This is a genomic window from Clostridioides sp. LIBA-7602, from assembly GCF_056688945.1.
On the sequence record NZ_CP196992.1, the window covers coordinates 47,400 to 66,271 of the forward strand.

An 18,872-nucleotide genomic window follows, 5' to 3' on the forward strand; every position below is an offset into this window, starting at 1 on the left:
CAAATTTACTGAATATATGTTAAAGCTGCCAACTCTATCTATTAATGAACTTTAATGCCTTGTAAAGTGTATCAAATTTATCTTCGCCTTTTATCATAGTATATTTTTCTTTAGTTATAGAATTTATCTTCTCACATGCTCTTCCACCTACAACATATAAATTTTGTGTCATGCCTGGTTTGTAATCTCTTATATCACATACTAAATATTCTTCTTCTTTATAATTCCAACTAATGACTTCAGCTGATATTTTATCCACTTCTCCATCATAAACAATTGTGTATCTTATTATTTTATCATCCTTTTTACTATTTTTTATTTGATTTTTAAAATCTATCCATAGAGAAGGATTATCAAGTATATTACGAGGACAATATTTTTTCTTAGCATCATAATGCCTAATCACTTTGTCTGAACTTATATTTAAATCTTTCATTAACTTTTTAGTTAAATCTATTGCATTTTGTCTTGCTTTTGTATAATTTCCATCTTTATTTACACATATTTCTATGTTTATGCTATTGTAGTTTGTTACTCCTTGAATTAGTGCAGTACCATAGCTTTTACCAACTGCCCAAGCTCCATTTTTGTGGTCTAGTGTTTGATATATTACTTTATCATCAACATAATAATGAACACTTGCTTCTAAGTTACCATTATTAAGTGCTTGTGCATGTCTCTTAGCATCTGCTCCCTTGTCCTCATTGTCAGTCTCATGTATAACTATAAATTTGGGGCTATTTTTGTTTGGATAACACTTTTTATTTGTTAACATCTTTATTATATCTACCATTGCTTACTTTCCATCCTTAACATTCAATTCATCTGTTATTGTATCTAGTAAAACTACTATTTTTTCCTTTAATCTCTTAGGTACTGGTAATCCACATAAATACATATTTTTTAATATACTTACACTTTCATATAAAATGAATAAAATAGAGAAAAATTCAGATATTCCAAGGCGATTTAATTTTAGAAAGTTGATCCAGTCCTGTGGTAGCATAAATAAGAAGTTGAAATTTGTAAGAACATCAAGCACTGACAAAAAAAATACACATGCTATCATTGCTACTTTTCTAATTCCTCCATCTATTCCAAGACTTGAATTAAACTTATGATTTTTTATTGCATTTAAGCATCCCAATAACGTATCAAATGAAATGGTTAAAATAACTAATTTTATAAATATATTATCTACCAAAGAAAATACTGTCATGTTAATGATTCCTCCTGGTTTTATAGTAAGATAAATTTTTCCTACTATTATGGATATAAAAGGTGAACTACTATATATTAACTATAGTTCACCTTTTTATTCTCAAATCTCTATTTTAGATAGAAAACTTTATTTGATTAATCATTTTTTCTATATTCAAGTATAAAATCATATAGTTGATTTATTCACTAACTACTAATTCAGCTGTGTCAGGATCAAAATAATACTCCTCATCATCAATTGTAACTGAACCAGTTGTTGCAATATATTCCTCTGTGAAATAGTATTTTTTACCATCCAGATCTAACCAACCAGTATAGTTTATTGATTCTCCTTCAAAATTCTCATCTAAAGTATTTTGATGTGCAAAATATTTAAATCCATCTGGCGTATTAAATACTCCAATCTGCATAATACCATCTTCACTAAAGTAGAACATCTTATCTTCTATATTTAGATAACCATATTGCATAACACCATCTTCATTAAAATAGTAATGATTATCTTCAAATGTTATAAGACCTGTTCTCATTATGGCATTCTCATCAAAATAGTATTTTATATCATCAATTACATTAATACCTTTATATGCTTTTTTAGTTTCTGGATCGAAATAATATTTATCACTTTCATTTTCCATATCATATATCCATCCAGTCTCAATTGTATATGTTTCTCCAAAATAATATACATCTTCACCAACTCTAACTAAGCCACTATATTCAACTGCTTGTCCATAAATATTATCATTTACAGTATTAGCTGGAGCAAAGTATTTATATCCATCTGAAGTGTCAAACACTCCTATTTGAACTAGACCATTTTCACTTATATAGAAATAATTATCATCTATATTTTGCATTCCAGATTCTACTATTCCAGAATCAGAGAAATAAAATACTTTATCATTGATAGTGACAAATCCAATTTGCATAATTCCAGAATCATTAAAATAATATTTACCATCATTGATTATTGATATACCTATAGATGCCTCTGCTGTATTCTCATCAAAGTAATATTTTGAACCATCTTCTAAATCTTTCCATCCAACTATTGCTGTAAATGAATCATCAAAATAATAAATCTTATTGTTGAAATTAAGCATACCAGAATATGAAAGTGCTTCACCTTCTTCATTTCCTAAATCTTCATCATGATGAGCAAAATACTTAAATCCATCTGCTGTATTAAATACTCCTATTTGCATTTCTCCATTCTCAGCAAAGTAAAAATATTTTCCATCTATTTCAGTATATCCTGACTTCATCACACCAGAATCATCAAAATAGAATGTCTTATCATTTATATTAACAAATCCTTTTTGCATAATACCATCAGAGTTGAAATAGAATTTATCATCACCTATTTGATTTAGCCCTTTAAAAGCTCTACCTGTATCTGTGCTAAAATAGTACACTTCATCATCTAATGTTTGCCATTCTTCAGCTGCTCTATAATTATCTCCAAAATAATAAATATTTTCATCAATAATTAGTTTGCCAGTAAAATTAATTGCTTCACCTTCTAGATTTTCATCAAGTGTATCTGCTGGAGCAAAATATTTAAATCCATCTTCTGTACTAAATACACCTGTTTGTAACACTCCATTTTGGCTGAAATAGTAGTTTTTGCCATCAATTATTGTTTCTCCAACTGAAGCAGCTCCTCCATTATCTGGATTAAAGTAGTATTTATCATCACCTATAGTTGTAAATCCAGTTATCAAGTTCTTTATTGGTGGCTTGAAATAATATAATGAATCATTAATATATACTAATCCAGACACCATCATTCCAAAGTTATTAATATAAAATTTCTCATTGTATAAAGAAATCAGACCTAAATCATAATTAAGTAATCCTTCCACATAATATGAAGGGGTAAATGTTGAAATAATTTTATTTATAGATACATCTTGCTTATCACTAAAATTAAAAGATATCTTATCTGATATAGTATTACCTTTAAAAACATTAGTGAATCTTATTTTAACTTGTGATACCTTGTTCTCTTCATCAGTTGACATAAGAATAAAATCACTTCCATCATTACTCCATACATATCGTATAGATAAATCATTGATATTAATATTGATTTTTTCACTTATATAATTTGTATCTAATACAATCACTTCTGGATAAGTATTATTTGCTTCATATATAGGTGTTATGTTTATTTCATCTGTATATATATTTGGCGAAATTATAACTTTATTAACACAACTGTCTATTCCATAAAGGTATTTCTGAGAAAAATTAATGACAGTTGAAGAGATATCTCCAGAATCATCTAAATCGTAATTTGGTTCTACTATCATATTTTGTCTATTACCTACATATAGAGTATATTTAGTTTCTAACGTATTAAACTTAATGAAATATGGTTGTATATTATTATCTTTATCACAAATAAACTCAAATTGACCAATAGAAGTAGTAGCACTTATTATAAAATTAGTATCTAATATAAGCTTAGCATTAGATTTTAAGGATTTTATGAAAATACTTTTTATATTCATACTTTCTAAAAAGCTCATTAAAGAATCTGAAGTATTTGTACTACCTTTTTTATTCATAAATTTCAATATTTCAGCTACTCCATTTTCATCTAAATATACTCCATTTAATTTTATAGTATTTTTATCTTGTATAGTAAAAGAAAGAGAGATTTTTATATCATCTTTTAAATAATACCCTGTTAATATAATAACATCATCTTTAGTTATAGCTTTAACATCTTTCAAATCATTACTATAATATCCAAATGGAGGTTTACTATTGTCCATATAAACTTTAATTATGAGAACTACATCAGATAATTCAGATACAAATAAACCTTCTTTTGTAGAACAATTAATAAATCCATTTTCTTTTCCTTTATCATCCATAAAACTATAAGGTATATTTTTTTGTAATTCGCTGTTCAATCCTATATAATCTATTTTCTGTTGAACAGAATTTGAATTTGCCATCAATGTTTTTAGTTCACCAGAAATAAGAACTTTATATGATTTAGATAATAAATCAACTTCTATAACTGCATTTATTCCTTCTAAGATTGAGAATGTTAAAGATACAAATCCATTACCTCCATTTAATGTTCCAGAGAAATTAATTTCATGATTATCTAAAATAATTTTATTGTCTTCAATACTTAATTTAGATAAAATATTTTCTATTAAATCTCCTTTTTTAATTTTATCAGATTCTATAGTGACATCTCTTACAACATTGTCGACATCTATAACCCAAGTATCATTTTCATTTAATTCTATGTTTATATTCATATTATATTGAGAAAGAGATAATGCATAAGTTCCTCCCGAACCATAAAAAGAATATGATAATTTCTCTCTTATATATTCTGTAGTTATCACTGGGACTATAAAGCTTCTAGTATTACTGTCTAAACTTATTCTTACATTAGTATCTTCATATCTTGGTTTTAATGTTGTTATTAAAGCATCAGCTATAAAAGCGAAAAATCTCCAATAAAACTGGCCTTCATACTGGTCTCTTATACGGTCTAACAGTTTTGTACCATCATTTTCTAAGCCTCTTAAACCTGGTGTCCATCCTGTTTCCCAGCCAAACACTCTATTTGGAGCATTAGGTAATACCATTAAATCTTTTGACAAATCAAGTTCTTCTTTTTTAACTTCTAATACATCATATATAGATAAATGTGGTTCTCTATATGTTATTGATGGTGATGAAAAGAAGTGATCTATATCATTAGTTACAGTATGACCTGAACCACCTTCCATTCTCCATATTTCACATTTACCTAAAGTTATTGAATTGTTATTAAAGTCTATCTCAGATATTACTAAATCATCTTGTGGCATCATTATTTTATCATCTAATGAAGTAAATGCTCCTTCAGACTCAGCTAATGATATATGACTAAAATAATCTACAACTTTTGTTGCTTTATCTCTTAGGATAAGCTCATTGTTTACTAAACTTGGTATACCTACTGAAATTCCTGCTAAAGGAACTAAAAGTATACTAAATCCACTAGCTATTCCTAAAGATGAAGTAATTATTGCAGTTGTAGCTGCTGTTAAATTTACTGCCATTATACCTATCTTAGCTTCTATTTCTTGTCTTAATAATGGGTCACTTGTTTCACTTAGCTCTTTGATTGCTGCACCTAAACTTACACCATCTATGATAGTTGCAATTACAGGTAATCCTTCAGATAATGTAGGAAGTAAATCTATAGTTTCATCTAATGCAGTTGATACTAATTCAACAACTTTGGCTGCATCTGTAATGGTATTCAAACCAGTACTAAATAATTGAGCATAAACTTGAACTTTCATTGCTACACTTAAATTACTAAGAGATTCTTTAGAACTATTATATTCTATTAATGATTGTATAAAAAATGCAGCATTTAAAGTATTCACTTCATGTGTAGCATCTAAATTTACTTTTTTTACTAACTTACCATTTACAGTATCAAATATAGTACCTTTTATCTTAGAAATCTCTTCAGTTATATGATTAGCATATTCAGAGAATATTGCCTTTTCAGTTTCTACAAATATAGATTCTCCAGTTTCTTTATCAATAAATCTTATACTAAAGCCTTCATCAGTCTCCGATATATCCTCAAAAGATATAAAATGAGAATCTTCTAATTCATTCTGTTGTTTTAAGTCGTATAGTGCATCAGAAATAGATTCTATTAGTTTAAATTCATTCTTTATATAATTAATAGAGTCAGAAGTTAAGCTTTTAGCTTCTTCAATCCTTTCTTCTACCACTTGTGTCTCTATATTTGAAATAACATTTATCTCACATTCTGCTAACATTACTTTTTCTTCTAGTTCAATATCACTTGAATTAGACTTGTTTCTAATTTCTTGTAATAATGTAGATAATTCAGGTAAATTTTTAGATTTTACTATAATTTTATTTTCTTTAGGATTAAATGATATATATTCTTTTGATGAAATATCCTTTATAATACTTTCTTCTTTATTTATCCATTCACCAGAATGATCCAATAATTCTCTTCTTCCTTCACTATTTATTCTAACTTCATATTGATTTGCACTTACTATAATAGAGTCTTGACTTATAGATGGCATTAATTCTGATACTTTATCTTTAACTCTAAGTAATAATTTTCCAGGATAAGTCTCTTCTACATTTACAGAATAGCTAAACATGTTACATCCCAGTAAGTTTATTTCTATAGATTTAGGAGAAATATCTGCTTTAGCTAAATCTATTATTGTTTCTATTTCTGAAGATAATGAATCCACATCAAGACCTGCAAATATATCAGTATTAAACTCAGCTTTGCCATGACCAATAAGTGTCAATTTAATCTTAGGTCTATCAGAAATTCTATCAGGAATTCTATACTTATCAATTTCTTGTATTTCACTATCTGTAGGATTATAGTAATATGCTACTTCTGAATCTTCTATATTTTTTTGAAATAGTATACTGTCATAAGGATTTTTTGCAAATAAGTTACATGCTGCTTCATAGCTAATTTTATCTCCTTGTAATTGAACAATATAATGAACATATCCTCTTTCTGAACTCTTCGTTGATGAAGAGATCTTTTCTAAAAGATATTCTTTGTCAGTTACTGTATTTTGAGAAAAATCAAGATTATCATCTTCTCCAAGCGCACCTTCAAAATAATTTTTCTTGTATTCTTCAAATTGAATTTTAGCTCTTTCTTCATTAAATTGCCATAAACTACTTTTCTCTTGTTCTGTTGCTTGAGATATATTAACCTTAGGAAATTCAAAATTTCTTAACTCAGATGACAATATAGAAGAATCTATGCTCATCTCTTTAAATGTTAATAAATCTTTATAAGCTCCTGCATATATTGTAGGACCACTTAAAGTAATTGTAGTATTAGCTTCAGGATAAAATCCAACCCTTAAATAACTTCCGATTTTTGCTATAAAACTTATATTCTCTTCATTAGCTATAGCTCCCAAACTTTCACCAAAATTGTTCATTGTAGTATTAAAATCATTACCTTGACTAATAATTGGACCTAAAGTATCATTCAGTATCTTATATCTGTTTTGGATTTGTTTTATTAGTAAGTCACTACAATATGAGTCTTTTGCAGAAATTAGAGCTTGATTTATAATAGAACCTTTGGCAAATGCAATTTTTACTTCTAAAGGTGATACCTCTATATCTCCTAGTGGTAAAAATATTTCTGACTTATCAGACTTAGAAGCTAGAACAGATTCAAAGCTACTTTGAACTTCTTCATTCAATGTATCAAAATGTTTTGAAGTATATTCTGGTATATATTCTTTATATTTCATTATGGCTTCTAATTGTATTTCTTCCCAATCTACAGCTGTCTTTACTGAATCAGGCTTGTTTATATCTTTAAATAAATCGGGGTGTATTCCTGGTAACATATCAACATCTAGATAGACTCCACCAATATTTTTCAATATAGCGACTCTTAATATATCAGATGCACCAGCAAGATTCCATCTTTCTACTAGCTCTTGTTCATATAAATTGAATACTTCTCCAGTTTTAAATTCTTCAAAGTCTCTAACATCATTTCCACTATTTTCTGTGACTTTGTTTAATGACTCTTCAATATAAGCATTAAGTTCATCTATATCTTTTGAATACTCATCTGAAAGATATGATTTCACAATATCATCAATTATAAGGTCAGGATTTTCTTCTTTCTGAGCCTTATAGTAATTTATGAAATTTTGCTGTTTATCATAGATTATTTGCATACGCTTTCTGAAAAATGCAGTGTGGTTAAATTCAGGATCATTTAAATTTTCTCTAAATGATTCAAGAGTGTCATTTGATGCGGATTCTATTATAGTTTTTTTCAATGTATTTATCAAAAATGCATTACTATCATAAAATACATTAACATTATAGTCACTATTTACATCTTTCCACTGGTTTATATAATTAATAGCAGTATCATTTATTTGCCCTCCAATCCATATAAAATGTAAATTTTTCTCGACTGGAGTTAAATTGCTATTTTTTAATTCTAATATCTCTGTAACTAAGTACTCTTTAAATTTTTTTAAGGCTTTATTTCGACCAGATTTTTTATATGTATCTATATAGGTATCTGTTAAACTGTTTATATCTTTTAATTTTAGATACTTTTCAACTATAGTATTTTCTGACATATTATGATATTCTTCTAATGCATCTAATATTGCTACATATTCATCTTCCTGAACACGAAATCTCACATTTGCCATTTTTTCTAATTGCTTTCTGTTAACTAAGCTCATAAAAACTTCTCCTTTACTATTTATTTTTATTGGATTATTCTACCTATAAACTATAAAATTTTATTATATATCCTCCTTTCTAATTGAAGAATAGATTAATCTTAATTTAAGTTTTCATATATATTCACTTCCTAACATTTTAAATTGAAGATATTAAATTGATTAATTTGATCTTCTATTGAATAAGGATATTATTTTAGACAAATGTGTAAACATTTTTGTAAGTATAATATAAAAAATTAAGATATTCTTGAATTAAATTATCAGTTTTAAATTAATTTTAATTTTAAAATCTTATTTCAATGAGCAAGCATTATTTTAAATACATTAGTTATAAATTAAAATAATCTTCATAGTCCTTTTTTATTTTTTTAAAGGCTCTATTTTTAGCTTTATTGACAGCTTGCCTTGATATTTTTAATTTTATTGATATTTCTATGTCAGAATATCCTTCTAAATATTTATAAAAAATAACTTTTCTCTGAATACCAGATAGTTCGTTAAAAATATATTCCTGAAAACAAATATCTTCTTCAAATATATACTCATTTGGATAATTATTTCTTAAATTCAGCATATTTTCATTAAGTTCTAAGAACTGAAGTTTTGATCTAGATTGTTTTTTAGACAACTGAAACATCTTATTTAATAAAGATTTATGAATATATTTAACTATAATAGCATCATTTTGTTTTGTGAAGTTATTTAAATTAATACTTTTTATTAACTCAATAAAAAATATTATTAAGTCTGTTTCTCCCTCTTCATAATATAAAAATTTACTAAGTTTTTTTATTAATGGTTTAAATGTAATTAGAAGTTCTTGTAAATTTTCTGCTGAATTACTTCTTGATAAAATAATTAATTCATAAAAAGACTTTTGCATAAAATCATCCCCTTTTATATGTATAATGATATTTTTTTTTGGGATTTGACAACATTTATGCATAAATAAATTATATAGTTGCAATAGTTTCTAGAATATATATAATTTAAAAATTGACTTAATTAACAAATTTAGAAATGTATTTTAATAAATTAAGTGAATAAAGAAAAAAAATATTTTATTTGTAAACTACAAAAATAAAATATTTTATTGATGTAGTTTGCAAAACGTTATATTATATATATATATTTATATATTTTTCTTTTTTTTGAATATTCGAAAATTTTATTGTAATAGGAGGAATATGAATGGATATATTATTGTTTGATAACGATGTAAATTTTGGAAGAAAGTTAAAAGACTGTATAAATAACATACTAATTAAAGAGGGATTTGATAATGATATTGTAAAACTATATCATAATGTAGATTTATTGTTAAAGGATATTGATGCAAAAAATAAAGTAAGGATATTTTTTATTGGAGTTGATTTTGAATATAACTTAAATAAATATATGTGTGATGGACTATGGTTGGCCCAAGAAATTAGAAGAAATGACTATTTAAGTCCTATTATATTTATTTCAAATTATGTTGAAATAAGTATGAGTATTTTTTATTATAGGCTTGAAGCTATGGATTTTATATCTAAATACGATATGGATATTGCTGAAGGCAGAATAAGAGCTTGTATTAAAACCTCTCATGAAAGATATTTAAAGGAAATAAATTATCCAGAAAATTTTTTTGTTATTTATAGAAAATTTGAGCTTTGGAGAATCCCATTTAGCGATATAATTTATTTTGAAACATGTACTGCCCCTCATAAAATAAAATTAGTAACTGAAGAACAAGAAATCGAATTATACAGAAGTTTAAAATCTATAGTAGATTTAGATGAATGTCTATTTCGTATACATAAATCATTTATAGTTAATAGAGAGCATATAATTTCTCTAAATGTAAAAGGAAAATTTGTAAAAATGAGTAATGGAGATAAATGTCCTATATCTGATAGATCTCTACAATCTGTAAAAAAACAACTTAGAATGAAAGAAGTATCAGTTTAAGATATAAAAAGGTGTAAAATAATACGTTATTTTATACCTTTTTTAATATGCTATTTTACATAAATTATTATATTATTTCCTAAAAACCCGTTTTCAAAGCAGAAAAATTATTTTTTTATATTTTAAACAATTTCTTTGTGTCGAATAAACTATTTAATGACCACTAAAATATTGATTTTGAAATCTAACTAATATTTTTATATTTAGATTATATAATTAAATTAATAAATATTTAAAATAATGTGAGGAGGTATTTTAAATGAAAAAGATTAGAAGTTATATTTCTAAAATATTAGTACTAAGTCTTATTTTAACAAGTCTCTTATTCAGTGGAGGAACTTATGCTGAAAATTTAGTAGAATATTCACCTCAAAAAATAACTACCACTGCTTATAAGGCAGGAATAGAAAGACCAGAAGATTTTTTTAAAGATAAGGAAAAAGCTAAAGAATGGGAAAGAAAAGAAGCTGAAAGGGTTGAAAAGGGTCTTGAAAAAGTAGAGAAAGAAGCTTTAGCAGAATATAAGAAAAATGCATCAGAAATAAGTAAGTATTCTAGAGAAAGAAATTATTTTTATGACTATGAAATAAAAGAGAATCCTTTTGAAAAAGATTATAAGGATCTTAAAAGTGCGATATCAAAAAACAAGCTAGATAAACCTATGTATGTTTACTATTTTGAATCTGCTGATAGATTTGCTTTTAAGGGCGAAATTAGAGGAAATACAGAAAATGAAATCAGTTTAGAGAAATTTAATGAATTTAAAGATACTGTTCAAGACAGATTATTTAAACAAGACGGATTTAAAGATATATCTTTATATGAACCAGGCAATCAAGACAGTAAACCTACACCATTACTTGTACATTTAAAATTACCTAAAGGAACTGGGATGTTACCATATCAACAAAGTAATGAATCTGTAAGTACACTAATAGAACAAGGATATAGTGTTAAAGTTGATAAAACAGTTCGTATAGTTATAGGCGGAAAACAATATATAAAAGTTGAGGCATCTTTAGTAAGTAGCCTTGATTTTAAAGAAGATGTAGCCAAAGGAGATTCTTGGGGAAAAGAAAATTATAATGACTGGAGTAATAAATTGACTCCTGAACAACTTGCTGATATAAATGGTTATATGCGTGGAGACTATGTCGCTATCAATAAATATCTGTTAGAAAATGGGCCAACAAATAATCCTGACCCAAAATTAGATTCTCAAATAAATAATATAGAAAATGCATTAAAAAGTAAGCCTATTCCATCAAATTTAACTGTATATAGAAGAGCTGGAGCTCCTGAATTCGGTTTAGAAATTTCATCACCAGGATACAATTTTAATATAGAAGCAAATGTAAATGCATTTAAGGAAAAATGGGAAGGACAAACATTAACATATCAAAATTTTGTAAGTACTAGTATAGGCAGTGCAAACATGAGTGCATTTGCTCCTAGAAAAATAGTACTACGTATAAGTATACCTAAAGGTTCTCCTGGTGCTTACTTATCAGCTATACCTGGCTATGGTGGAGAATATGAGGTTTTATTAAACCATGGTAGTAAGTTTAAGATTAATAAAGTTGATACTTATAAAGATAAAACTACAACAAAATTAATTGTTGATGCAACATTATTAAATTAACAATTAATTTAATAATATTTCTAATATAAGGGGGAGAAAAAATGAAGGTACAAATGAAAAATAAAAAATTACTGAGTTTTTTAACACTTACAGCTATCGTTAGTCAAGCTCTAGCATATCCTGTATATGCACAAACTAATAATAATTATCACTCTACTAAGAAAAGAGAAGTTGTAAGTGAAGATACACTCCCAAGTAATGGATTAATGGGATATTATTTCACAGATGAACATTTTAAAGATCTAGAATTAATGGCTCCAATAAAAGATGGTAATTTGAAATTTGAAGAAAAGAAGGTAGATAAGCTTTTAGATAAAGATGTATCAGATGTAAAATCTATACGCTGGACAGGAAGAATAATTCCATCAATGGATGGAGAATATACACTGTCTACTGATAGAGAAGATATCTTGATGCAGATAGATGCTAAAGGTGATGTTGCAAACACAATTAAAGCTAAAATGGAAAAGGGTAAGGAATATAAAATTAGAATAGAATTGCAAGACAACAATCTAGGAACTATAGATAATCTATCGTCACCTAAACTTTATTGGGAATCAAATGGTAACAAAACCATTATACCAGAAGAAAATTTATTTTTAAGAGATTACTCAAAAATAGAGAAAAATGATCCATTTATTCCAAATAATAATTTCTTTGATCCAAATTTGATGTCTGATTGGGAAGATGAAGACTTAGATACAGATAATGATAATATACCAGATGCATATGAAAGAAATGGATATACTATAAAAGACTTAATTGCAGTAAAATGGGAAGATAGTTTTGCAGAACAAGGATATAAAAAATATGTATCAAACTACTTAGAGCCAAATACTGCTGGAGACCCATATACAGATTATGAAAAGGCATCTGGCACATTTGATAAAGCGATAAGTAAAGAAGCAAGAGATCCACTAGTTGCAGCTTATCCAGTAGTTGGAGTTGGTATGGAAAAATTAATATTGTCTACAAATGAGCATGCATCTTCTGATGTTGGTAAAACAGTTTCTAGAGCTACTACAAACAGTAAAACTGATGCAAATACAGTAGGCGTATCTGTTACTGCTGGATATCAAAATGGTTTCACAGGAAGTGTAACAGCAAACTATTCTCATACAACAGATAATTCAACAGCTGTACAAGATAGTAATGGGGAATCTTGGAATACAGGTTTACAAATAAGCAAAAGTGAATCAGCATATATAAATGCTAATGTTAGATACTATAACACAGGTACTGCACCTATGTATAAAGTAACACCAACAACAAACTTAGTGTTAGATGGAGATACACTATCAACTATTAAAGCACAAGAAAATCAAATTGGTAACAATTTATCTCCTAATGACACATATCCTAAAAAAGGGGTATCTCCTTTAGCACTTAATACAATGGACCAGTTCAGTTCTAGATTAATACCATTAAATTATGAACAAATGAAAAAATTAGATTCTGGGAAACAAATTAAACTAGAAACAACGCAAGTAAGTGGAAACTTTGGTACAAAAAACAGTCAAGGACAAATAGTAACAGAAGGAAATAGTTGGTCAGACTATATAAGTCAAGTTGATAGCATATCTGCATCTTTTATACTAGATATAGGAAATGAAACTTATGAGAGACGTGTTGCTGCTAAAGATTCATATGAGCCAGAAGATAAAACTCCAGAACTTACAATTGGTCAAGCAATTGAAAAAGCATTTGGTGCTACTCAAAAAGATGGTTTATTATATTTTAATGGGACACCAATAGATGAAAGTTGTGTTGAACTTGTATTTGATAATTATACAGCTGATACAATTAAAGAGAGATTAAAATCTTTAGATGATAAAAAAATATATAATGTTAAACTTGAGAGAGGTATGAATATACTTATAAAAACACCAACATACTTTACTAATTTTGATGATTATAACAATTATCCTAGTGAATGGAGCAATATTAATACTATAAATAAAGAAGGCTTACGAGGGGCAGCAAATAAACTCAATGGACAGACTAAGATTACAATACCAATGTCTAAATTAAAACCTTATAAGCGTTATGTTTTTAGTGGATATTCAAAAGATCCTTCAGTATCTAATTCAATATCTGTAAATATAAAAGCAAAGGAAGATAAAACAGATTATTTAGTACCAGAAAAGAATTATACAAAGTTTAGTTATGAATTTGAAACAACTGGAAAAGATTCTTCTGATATAGAAATAACTTTAAATGGTAGTGGAGCAATATTTTTAGATAATTTATCTATTACAGAATTAAATAGTACACCTGAAGTACTTAAAGAGCCAGAGATTAAAGTCCCAACTGATCAAGAAATAATAGATGCACATAAAACATACTATGCAGACTTTGAATGGAATATGAGTACTGGTCAATCTTATTTTAAAGGATATTACTTTAAGCCTACTGATACTAATAAAGATGTACTTAATTATATTAATAAATACCATGTATATGCGACTCTTGAAGATTCTACAGGAAATGGAGTGTACAAAGACATAGGTACTAGAGAAAAAGAAATGCGTAATTATGGAGGAGATGAAAATCAACCTAAAACTAATTATATAAACTTTAAAACTTATGATACAGATTTAGCAAATGTATTAACATATAAGCCAATGAAAATATATGCTGTTACACCTGATAATAGAGAAGTACTCGTTTATGAATATCATAAATAAATATAATTCTCAACCTATTAAACTAATTTAAATAAGGTTATAAGATATAAAAAATTTAAAATATATGAAGTTACTTTAGATAATAGAGAGATACTAGTACTTAGTATTAACTAGTATAAAATAAAGCCACTTCAAACTCCCTAAAATACAATATATAATTTATACCATAAGAAAATTATATTTTTCAACGATTTTCTTATGGTATTTTTTTATTAATTTTAAATATTAGTAAATTTTAAAATTAATTTTATGAAAATGACTCTCTATCTTCCATTTATAGCTCTTTGTAAATCTTCCCCTTATGATTCATCCTTATATAATTTGCTTGCAATTTTATCTGAAGCTTCTCTATCCATTTCATCAAGTACATGAGAATATATATTCAGAGTGGTATTAACATTTGAATGGCCAACTCTTTCTGAAATAACTTTTATAGGTATATGTGAGTTCATAAGTAACGTAACATGTGAATGTCTTAAATCATGAAACCTAATATGAGGAAGTTGCTCATATTCCAGGAATCTTCTAAATCTATGACTTATAACACTTTCATCTATAGGAGAGCCCTTCTTATTAATAAATAATAGATTATATTTATTTTCTATATCAATATTCAGTAGCTCTCTTTCTTGCTCCAATTTATGTTTTAATATGAGATTCATTATTTCATCTGGAGCCGATATCTTTCTGATTGAACTCTCAGTTTTGGTATCCTTCAGTATGACTTCTCCATTAACTTTTGCAGTGATTTTCTCTATTGAAATTATTTTTCTCTCAAAGTCTATATTTTCCCATGAAAGACCTAATATTTCAGATATCCTCATACCAAGACCAACACCTAAATTTATATGAAGCTCTAAAGCGGTATTTTTACAGGCTTCTAATAATCTTATTATTTGTTCTTCATCATAAATTTCATTTTTAAATTTCTTTGATTTAACTATATCTATTCCTTTAGTTGGATTTTTATCAATTATTCTTAAGTCAAAAGCATTTTCAAATGCAAGTTTCATTATATTAATGTGTATTTTTAAGGTTTTAGAACTTAGAGTATCTGACAAGGTGTTTATATAATTTTGTATATGTATTGTATCAATATCTTGAACTCTCATTTTACCAAGATATTTTATTATATATTTATTACATATATTGATATATTTACTATAGGTAGTTATGGACCATTTAGATTTATATTCTTCTATAAATGTTTTTAAAAAATTCTCAAATAAAATATTATTTGGGATTAGTATGTTATTTTTATACATACTATCTTTTACTTCGGCCAATCTTTTATTAGCTTCTCTTTTTTTAGTAAAAGAACCCATGTTCTTTTGTTTTTTCTTACCAGTAAGTTCATCTTTATATTCTAAGTAGACTATGTACTTTTTATTTACAATTCTTATGAACCCAGTCATAGAAAACCACCTTTCTTAAAAAGCTTTATATGTTAATTATACCATTAAAAAATAAATAAAAGTGTGATTTTGCTGAATTATAACTGAAAATTATAAGAATATTAATTATATATCCTTGTAATATAAATAGTTATAAAAAAATATCATAGAATTAATAATTCTATGATATTAGTTATTATTTTAATAATTAAATATAAATTTCGATTTTAAGGCATTATAATTTGCCATAGGATAAATTATAAAGCGATAAAAAATATTCGTTTCTAAATGGCTATTAGAAGGTCATTATTTTTTATAGTGACTAATATTAAATTTTGTATAGAATATTCTTAATTATTCGTGTACTATTATCTTAATAGATAAGATTTTTATTAATATAATTATTTTTATTTTACAGTATTAAAATGCAATATACTTTAGGGGGATTTATTATGCAGAAAATACCAGATGCAGAATTAAAAGTAATGAAATTTATTTGGGAGAAAAATGATAATGTGATTTCTAAAGAGGTTATTGAAGCAATGCAAAATGAATATGATTGGAAGCAGACAACTACGCTAACACTTCTATCAAAGCTTGTTAAAAGAAAATTTTTATCAGCTGAAAAAATTGATAGATATACACATTATAAAATTATAATTGAATATAGAGAATACTTAAACTATGTAACAAAAGATTTTGTAAGTAACTTGCATAATAATTCAGTAGGAAGTCTATTTCTTTCATTATATGAAGATAATATCTTAAAAAAAGAAGAATTTGAGCATCTTATAGAAATAGCGAATGATTTGGAGAAATAAATGAATGTTTTATTTGAAAATTTATTAAAGACAACATTAATAAGTAGTTTAGGTATTTGTATATTGATAATTCTCAAAACATGTATATTTAAAATATTTAGTAAAAAGTTTAATTATTATATTTGGCTAATTATTCTTTTTAGAATGTTACTTTTTCCTGTTTCTTGTTCAATTGAATTTAAAACAAAAACAAAAGAAAGTTATACTCTAATTGATAATATAACTAATTTTAATAATAATCATCCAAACAAAAACCTTACACTTTTATTTATATGTATATGGATAATTGGAGTTATATTTTATTTAGCTCGTCTATTAATTAAATATGTAAAATTTAAGAATCTTATTGTTGATACTTCTTTCGAGGTTGAAGATGAAAATATAAATAGTACTTACAGAGAGTTATTATCTGAATTAAATATAAAAAACAATATTCCTCTAAGGTATACAGATGAATTAGCCAGTCCAGCAGGTGTAGGATTATTTAAACCATATATATTTTTATTGGACCTTCCATATGATGGAGAAAATATTTATTGGATTTTAAAACATGAGTTAACACATTTTAAACATAGAGATATCTTGATAAAATTTATAGTAGTCTTTGTAAAAGCTATTTATTAGTTCAATCCTTTTGTTTATATTATGAGCAAGAAAATTGATTCTGATTGTGAACTATGTTGTGATGAAAGTGTTATTAATGAATGTTCATCTAAACAGAAAAAAGAATATGCACTAACTATTTTACGTGCAATTGAGCTAAATAATCTCAATAAAATGGGTATGTTGGCAACAGAGTTTACAAAAACAAATTTAGAGATAAGAATAAAAAGTATTGGAAAAAGAAGAGGTAAACGTGGAATAATCCTTGCTATTCTAATATTTATAGGTTCATGTTTTTCTTTTATTGATGTGAATGCACAAGCACCACTAAAAAAGAAAAGTTTATCTGAAAATAAAACTGTTGTACCAAGTACTGGATTTAGTTTTGAAACTACAGATTATACATATGCGACAGCTCCAGAACATGTAAGAAAACTTTATGAAGAAAAATGTAAAAAAATAGGTGAAGTTCCTAGAGATACTGATAAAATAGAGATATATAATACAGACAATACAATAGAATAATATTCTATATAAACGTTTTTATTAATGTTTTATTTTTAATTATTACTATGATATAATCAGATATATTTATAAAAATTTCACACTGACTGAGTAAAGGTATGTGCTATACATACCTTTTTATTATTAAGGGATATAATACATATTAAATTTAATTTTAAGGCAAGTCTGAAAAGAAATCTTTATACTCTGCATTGAATATATATTTAAGTGCAATTAACACACTTAGCCGAATGCCATATGTACCTGTCTCCATTTGAGCATATGCTGCTCTAGAAATATTGCACCCCATTATTTGTAACTTTGAAGATACTTGCTCTTGTGACAAGCCTGTTTTTTTACGTAACCTTTTTAATGCATTTCCTATAGTATAATTATTTTCTTGATAAAGCCACTGTGACATGGTCTATCCTCCTTAAGTATTTGTAACCGTAGAATTACATATTTTACTTGATATTAGCATAAATATTAGCTATAATTGTAATTGTAGAATTACAATAGGAGGTGTATATACTTGAATAAAAAAAATATAGAGTTATCACAATGGTCAATAGAATATCCACATGAATGGGAAATTGTATGTGGCACTAGAGAAACAGGACCTCAAAATAATTACAAAATTATGTTACTACTTGAAAAAGCTGGTTTTCAAGAGTTAAGTTACATGATTTCGTGTAGACTAAATTGCCTTCTTAATGATGAGAATAAAATAGACATAGAATAAATATTACTTAGGCTTACTT

12 protein-coding genes and 1 pseudogene are annotated in these 18,872 nt (G+C 26.4%); 7 read left to right on the top strand and 6 right to left on the bottom strand.

What is annotated here, in order from left to right; genetic code table 11:
* Positions 1 to 34: 34 nt before the first annotated feature.
* From ACTG45_RS20120 to ACTG45_RS20135, 4 genes are all read right to left on the bottom strand, one after another.
* Positions 35 to 793, bottom strand: a complete 759-nt coding sequence (locus ACTG45_RS20120; protein ID WP_102822265.1) for a peptidoglycan recognition protein family protein — start codon at positions 791 to 793, stop codon at positions 35 to 37.
* A gap of 3 nt (positions 794 to 796) precedes the next feature.
* Positions 797 to 1,219, bottom strand: a complete 423-nt coding sequence (locus ACTG45_RS20125; protein ID WP_330400438.1) for a phage holin family protein — start codon at positions 1,217 to 1,219, stop codon at positions 797 to 799.
* Positions 1,220 to 1,400: 181 nt separating this feature from the next.
* On the bottom strand, positions 1,401 to 8,504 hold the full coding sequence (gene tcdB, locus ACTG45_RS20130; protein ID WP_479920306.1) for a glycosylating toxin TcdB: 7,104 nt from the start codon (positions 8,502 to 8,504) through the stop codon (positions 1,401 to 1,403).
* A 331-nt stretch (positions 8,505 to 8,835) separates the two neighbouring features.
* Entirely contained in the window at positions 8,836 to 9,390 is a 555-nt protein-coding gene (locus ACTG45_RS20135) for an RNA polymerase sigma factor (RefSeq protein ID WP_102822211.1), read from the bottom strand.
* 308 nt (positions 9,391 to 9,698) lie between these two features.
* On the opposite strand from ACTG45_RS20135, the gene ACTG45_RS20140 reads away from it, so the two are divergent.
* The 3 genes from ACTG45_RS20140 (at position 9,699) to ACTG45_RS20150 (ending at position 14,789) form a co-directional block, all read left to right on the top strand.
* Complete coding sequence (locus ACTG45_RS20140) at positions 9,699 to 10,460, top strand: response regulator transcription factor (protein ID WP_054269367.1); 762 nt, start codon at positions 9,699 to 9,701, stop codon at positions 10,458 to 10,460.
* A gap of 259 nt (positions 10,461 to 10,719) precedes the next feature.
* Positions 10,720 to 12,102, top strand: a complete 1,383-nt coding sequence (locus ACTG45_RS20145; protein ID WP_102822212.1) for an ADP-ribosyltransferase — start codon at positions 10,720 to 10,722, stop codon at positions 12,100 to 12,102.
* Between the two features lie 41 nt (positions 12,103 to 12,143).
* On the top strand, positions 12,144 to 14,789 hold the full coding sequence (locus ACTG45_RS20150) for a binary toxin-like calcium binding domain-containing protein (protein ID WP_102822213.1): 2,646 nt from the start codon (positions 12,144 to 12,146) through the stop codon (positions 14,787 to 14,789).
* 299 nt (positions 14,790 to 15,088) lie between these two features.
* On the opposite strand, the gene ACTG45_RS20155 is transcribed toward ACTG45_RS20150, so the two are convergent.
* The gene (locus ACTG45_RS20155) at positions 15,089 to 16,204 is read right to left on the bottom strand and encodes a tyrosine-type recombinase/integrase (protein WP_102822214.1); all 1,116 of its coding nucleotides are present in this window, start codon (positions 16,202 to 16,204) and stop codon (positions 15,089 to 15,091) included.
* Between the two features lie 431 nt (positions 16,205 to 16,635).
* Here ACTG45_RS20155 and ACTG45_RS20160 point away from each other — a divergent pair, with 431 nt between their 5' ends.
* From ACTG45_RS20160 to ACTG45_RS20170, 3 genes and pseudogenes are all read left to right on the top strand, one after another.
* Positions 16,636 to 17,004 carry a BlaI/MecI/CopY family transcriptional regulator gene (locus tag ACTG45_RS20160; RefSeq protein WP_235684380.1) on the top strand — a complete coding sequence of 123 codons (369 nt, stop codon included), beginning with the start codon at positions 16,636 to 16,638 and terminating at the stop codon, positions 17,002 to 17,004.
* A pseudogene (locus ACTG45_RS20165) lies at positions 17,005 to 17,829 on the top strand (M56 family metallopeptidase); the annotation flags it as partial.
* 87 nt (positions 17,830 to 17,916) lie between these two features.
* Complete coding sequence (locus tag ACTG45_RS20170; RefSeq protein ID WP_479920307.1) at positions 17,917 to 18,132, top strand: hypothetical protein; 216 nt, start codon at positions 17,917 to 17,919, stop codon at positions 18,130 to 18,132.
* Between the two features lie 154 nt (positions 18,133 to 18,286).
* On the opposite strand, the gene ACTG45_RS20175 is transcribed toward ACTG45_RS20170, so the two are convergent.
* A complete protein-coding gene (locus tag ACTG45_RS20175; RefSeq protein WP_102822217.1) occupies positions 18,287 to 18,532 on the bottom strand; it encodes a helix-turn-helix transcriptional regulator in 246 nt (81 codons plus the stop codon).
* 111 nt (positions 18,533 to 18,643) lie between these two features.
* On the opposite strand from ACTG45_RS20175, the gene ACTG45_RS20180 reads away from it, so the two are divergent.
* Positions 18,644 to 18,853 (top strand): hypothetical protein, encoded by a 210-nt coding sequence (locus tag ACTG45_RS20180; RefSeq protein WP_021383397.1) that lies wholly within the window; start codon positions 18,644 to 18,646, stop codon positions 18,851 to 18,853.
* Positions 18,854 to 18,872: the final 19 nt, after the last annotated feature.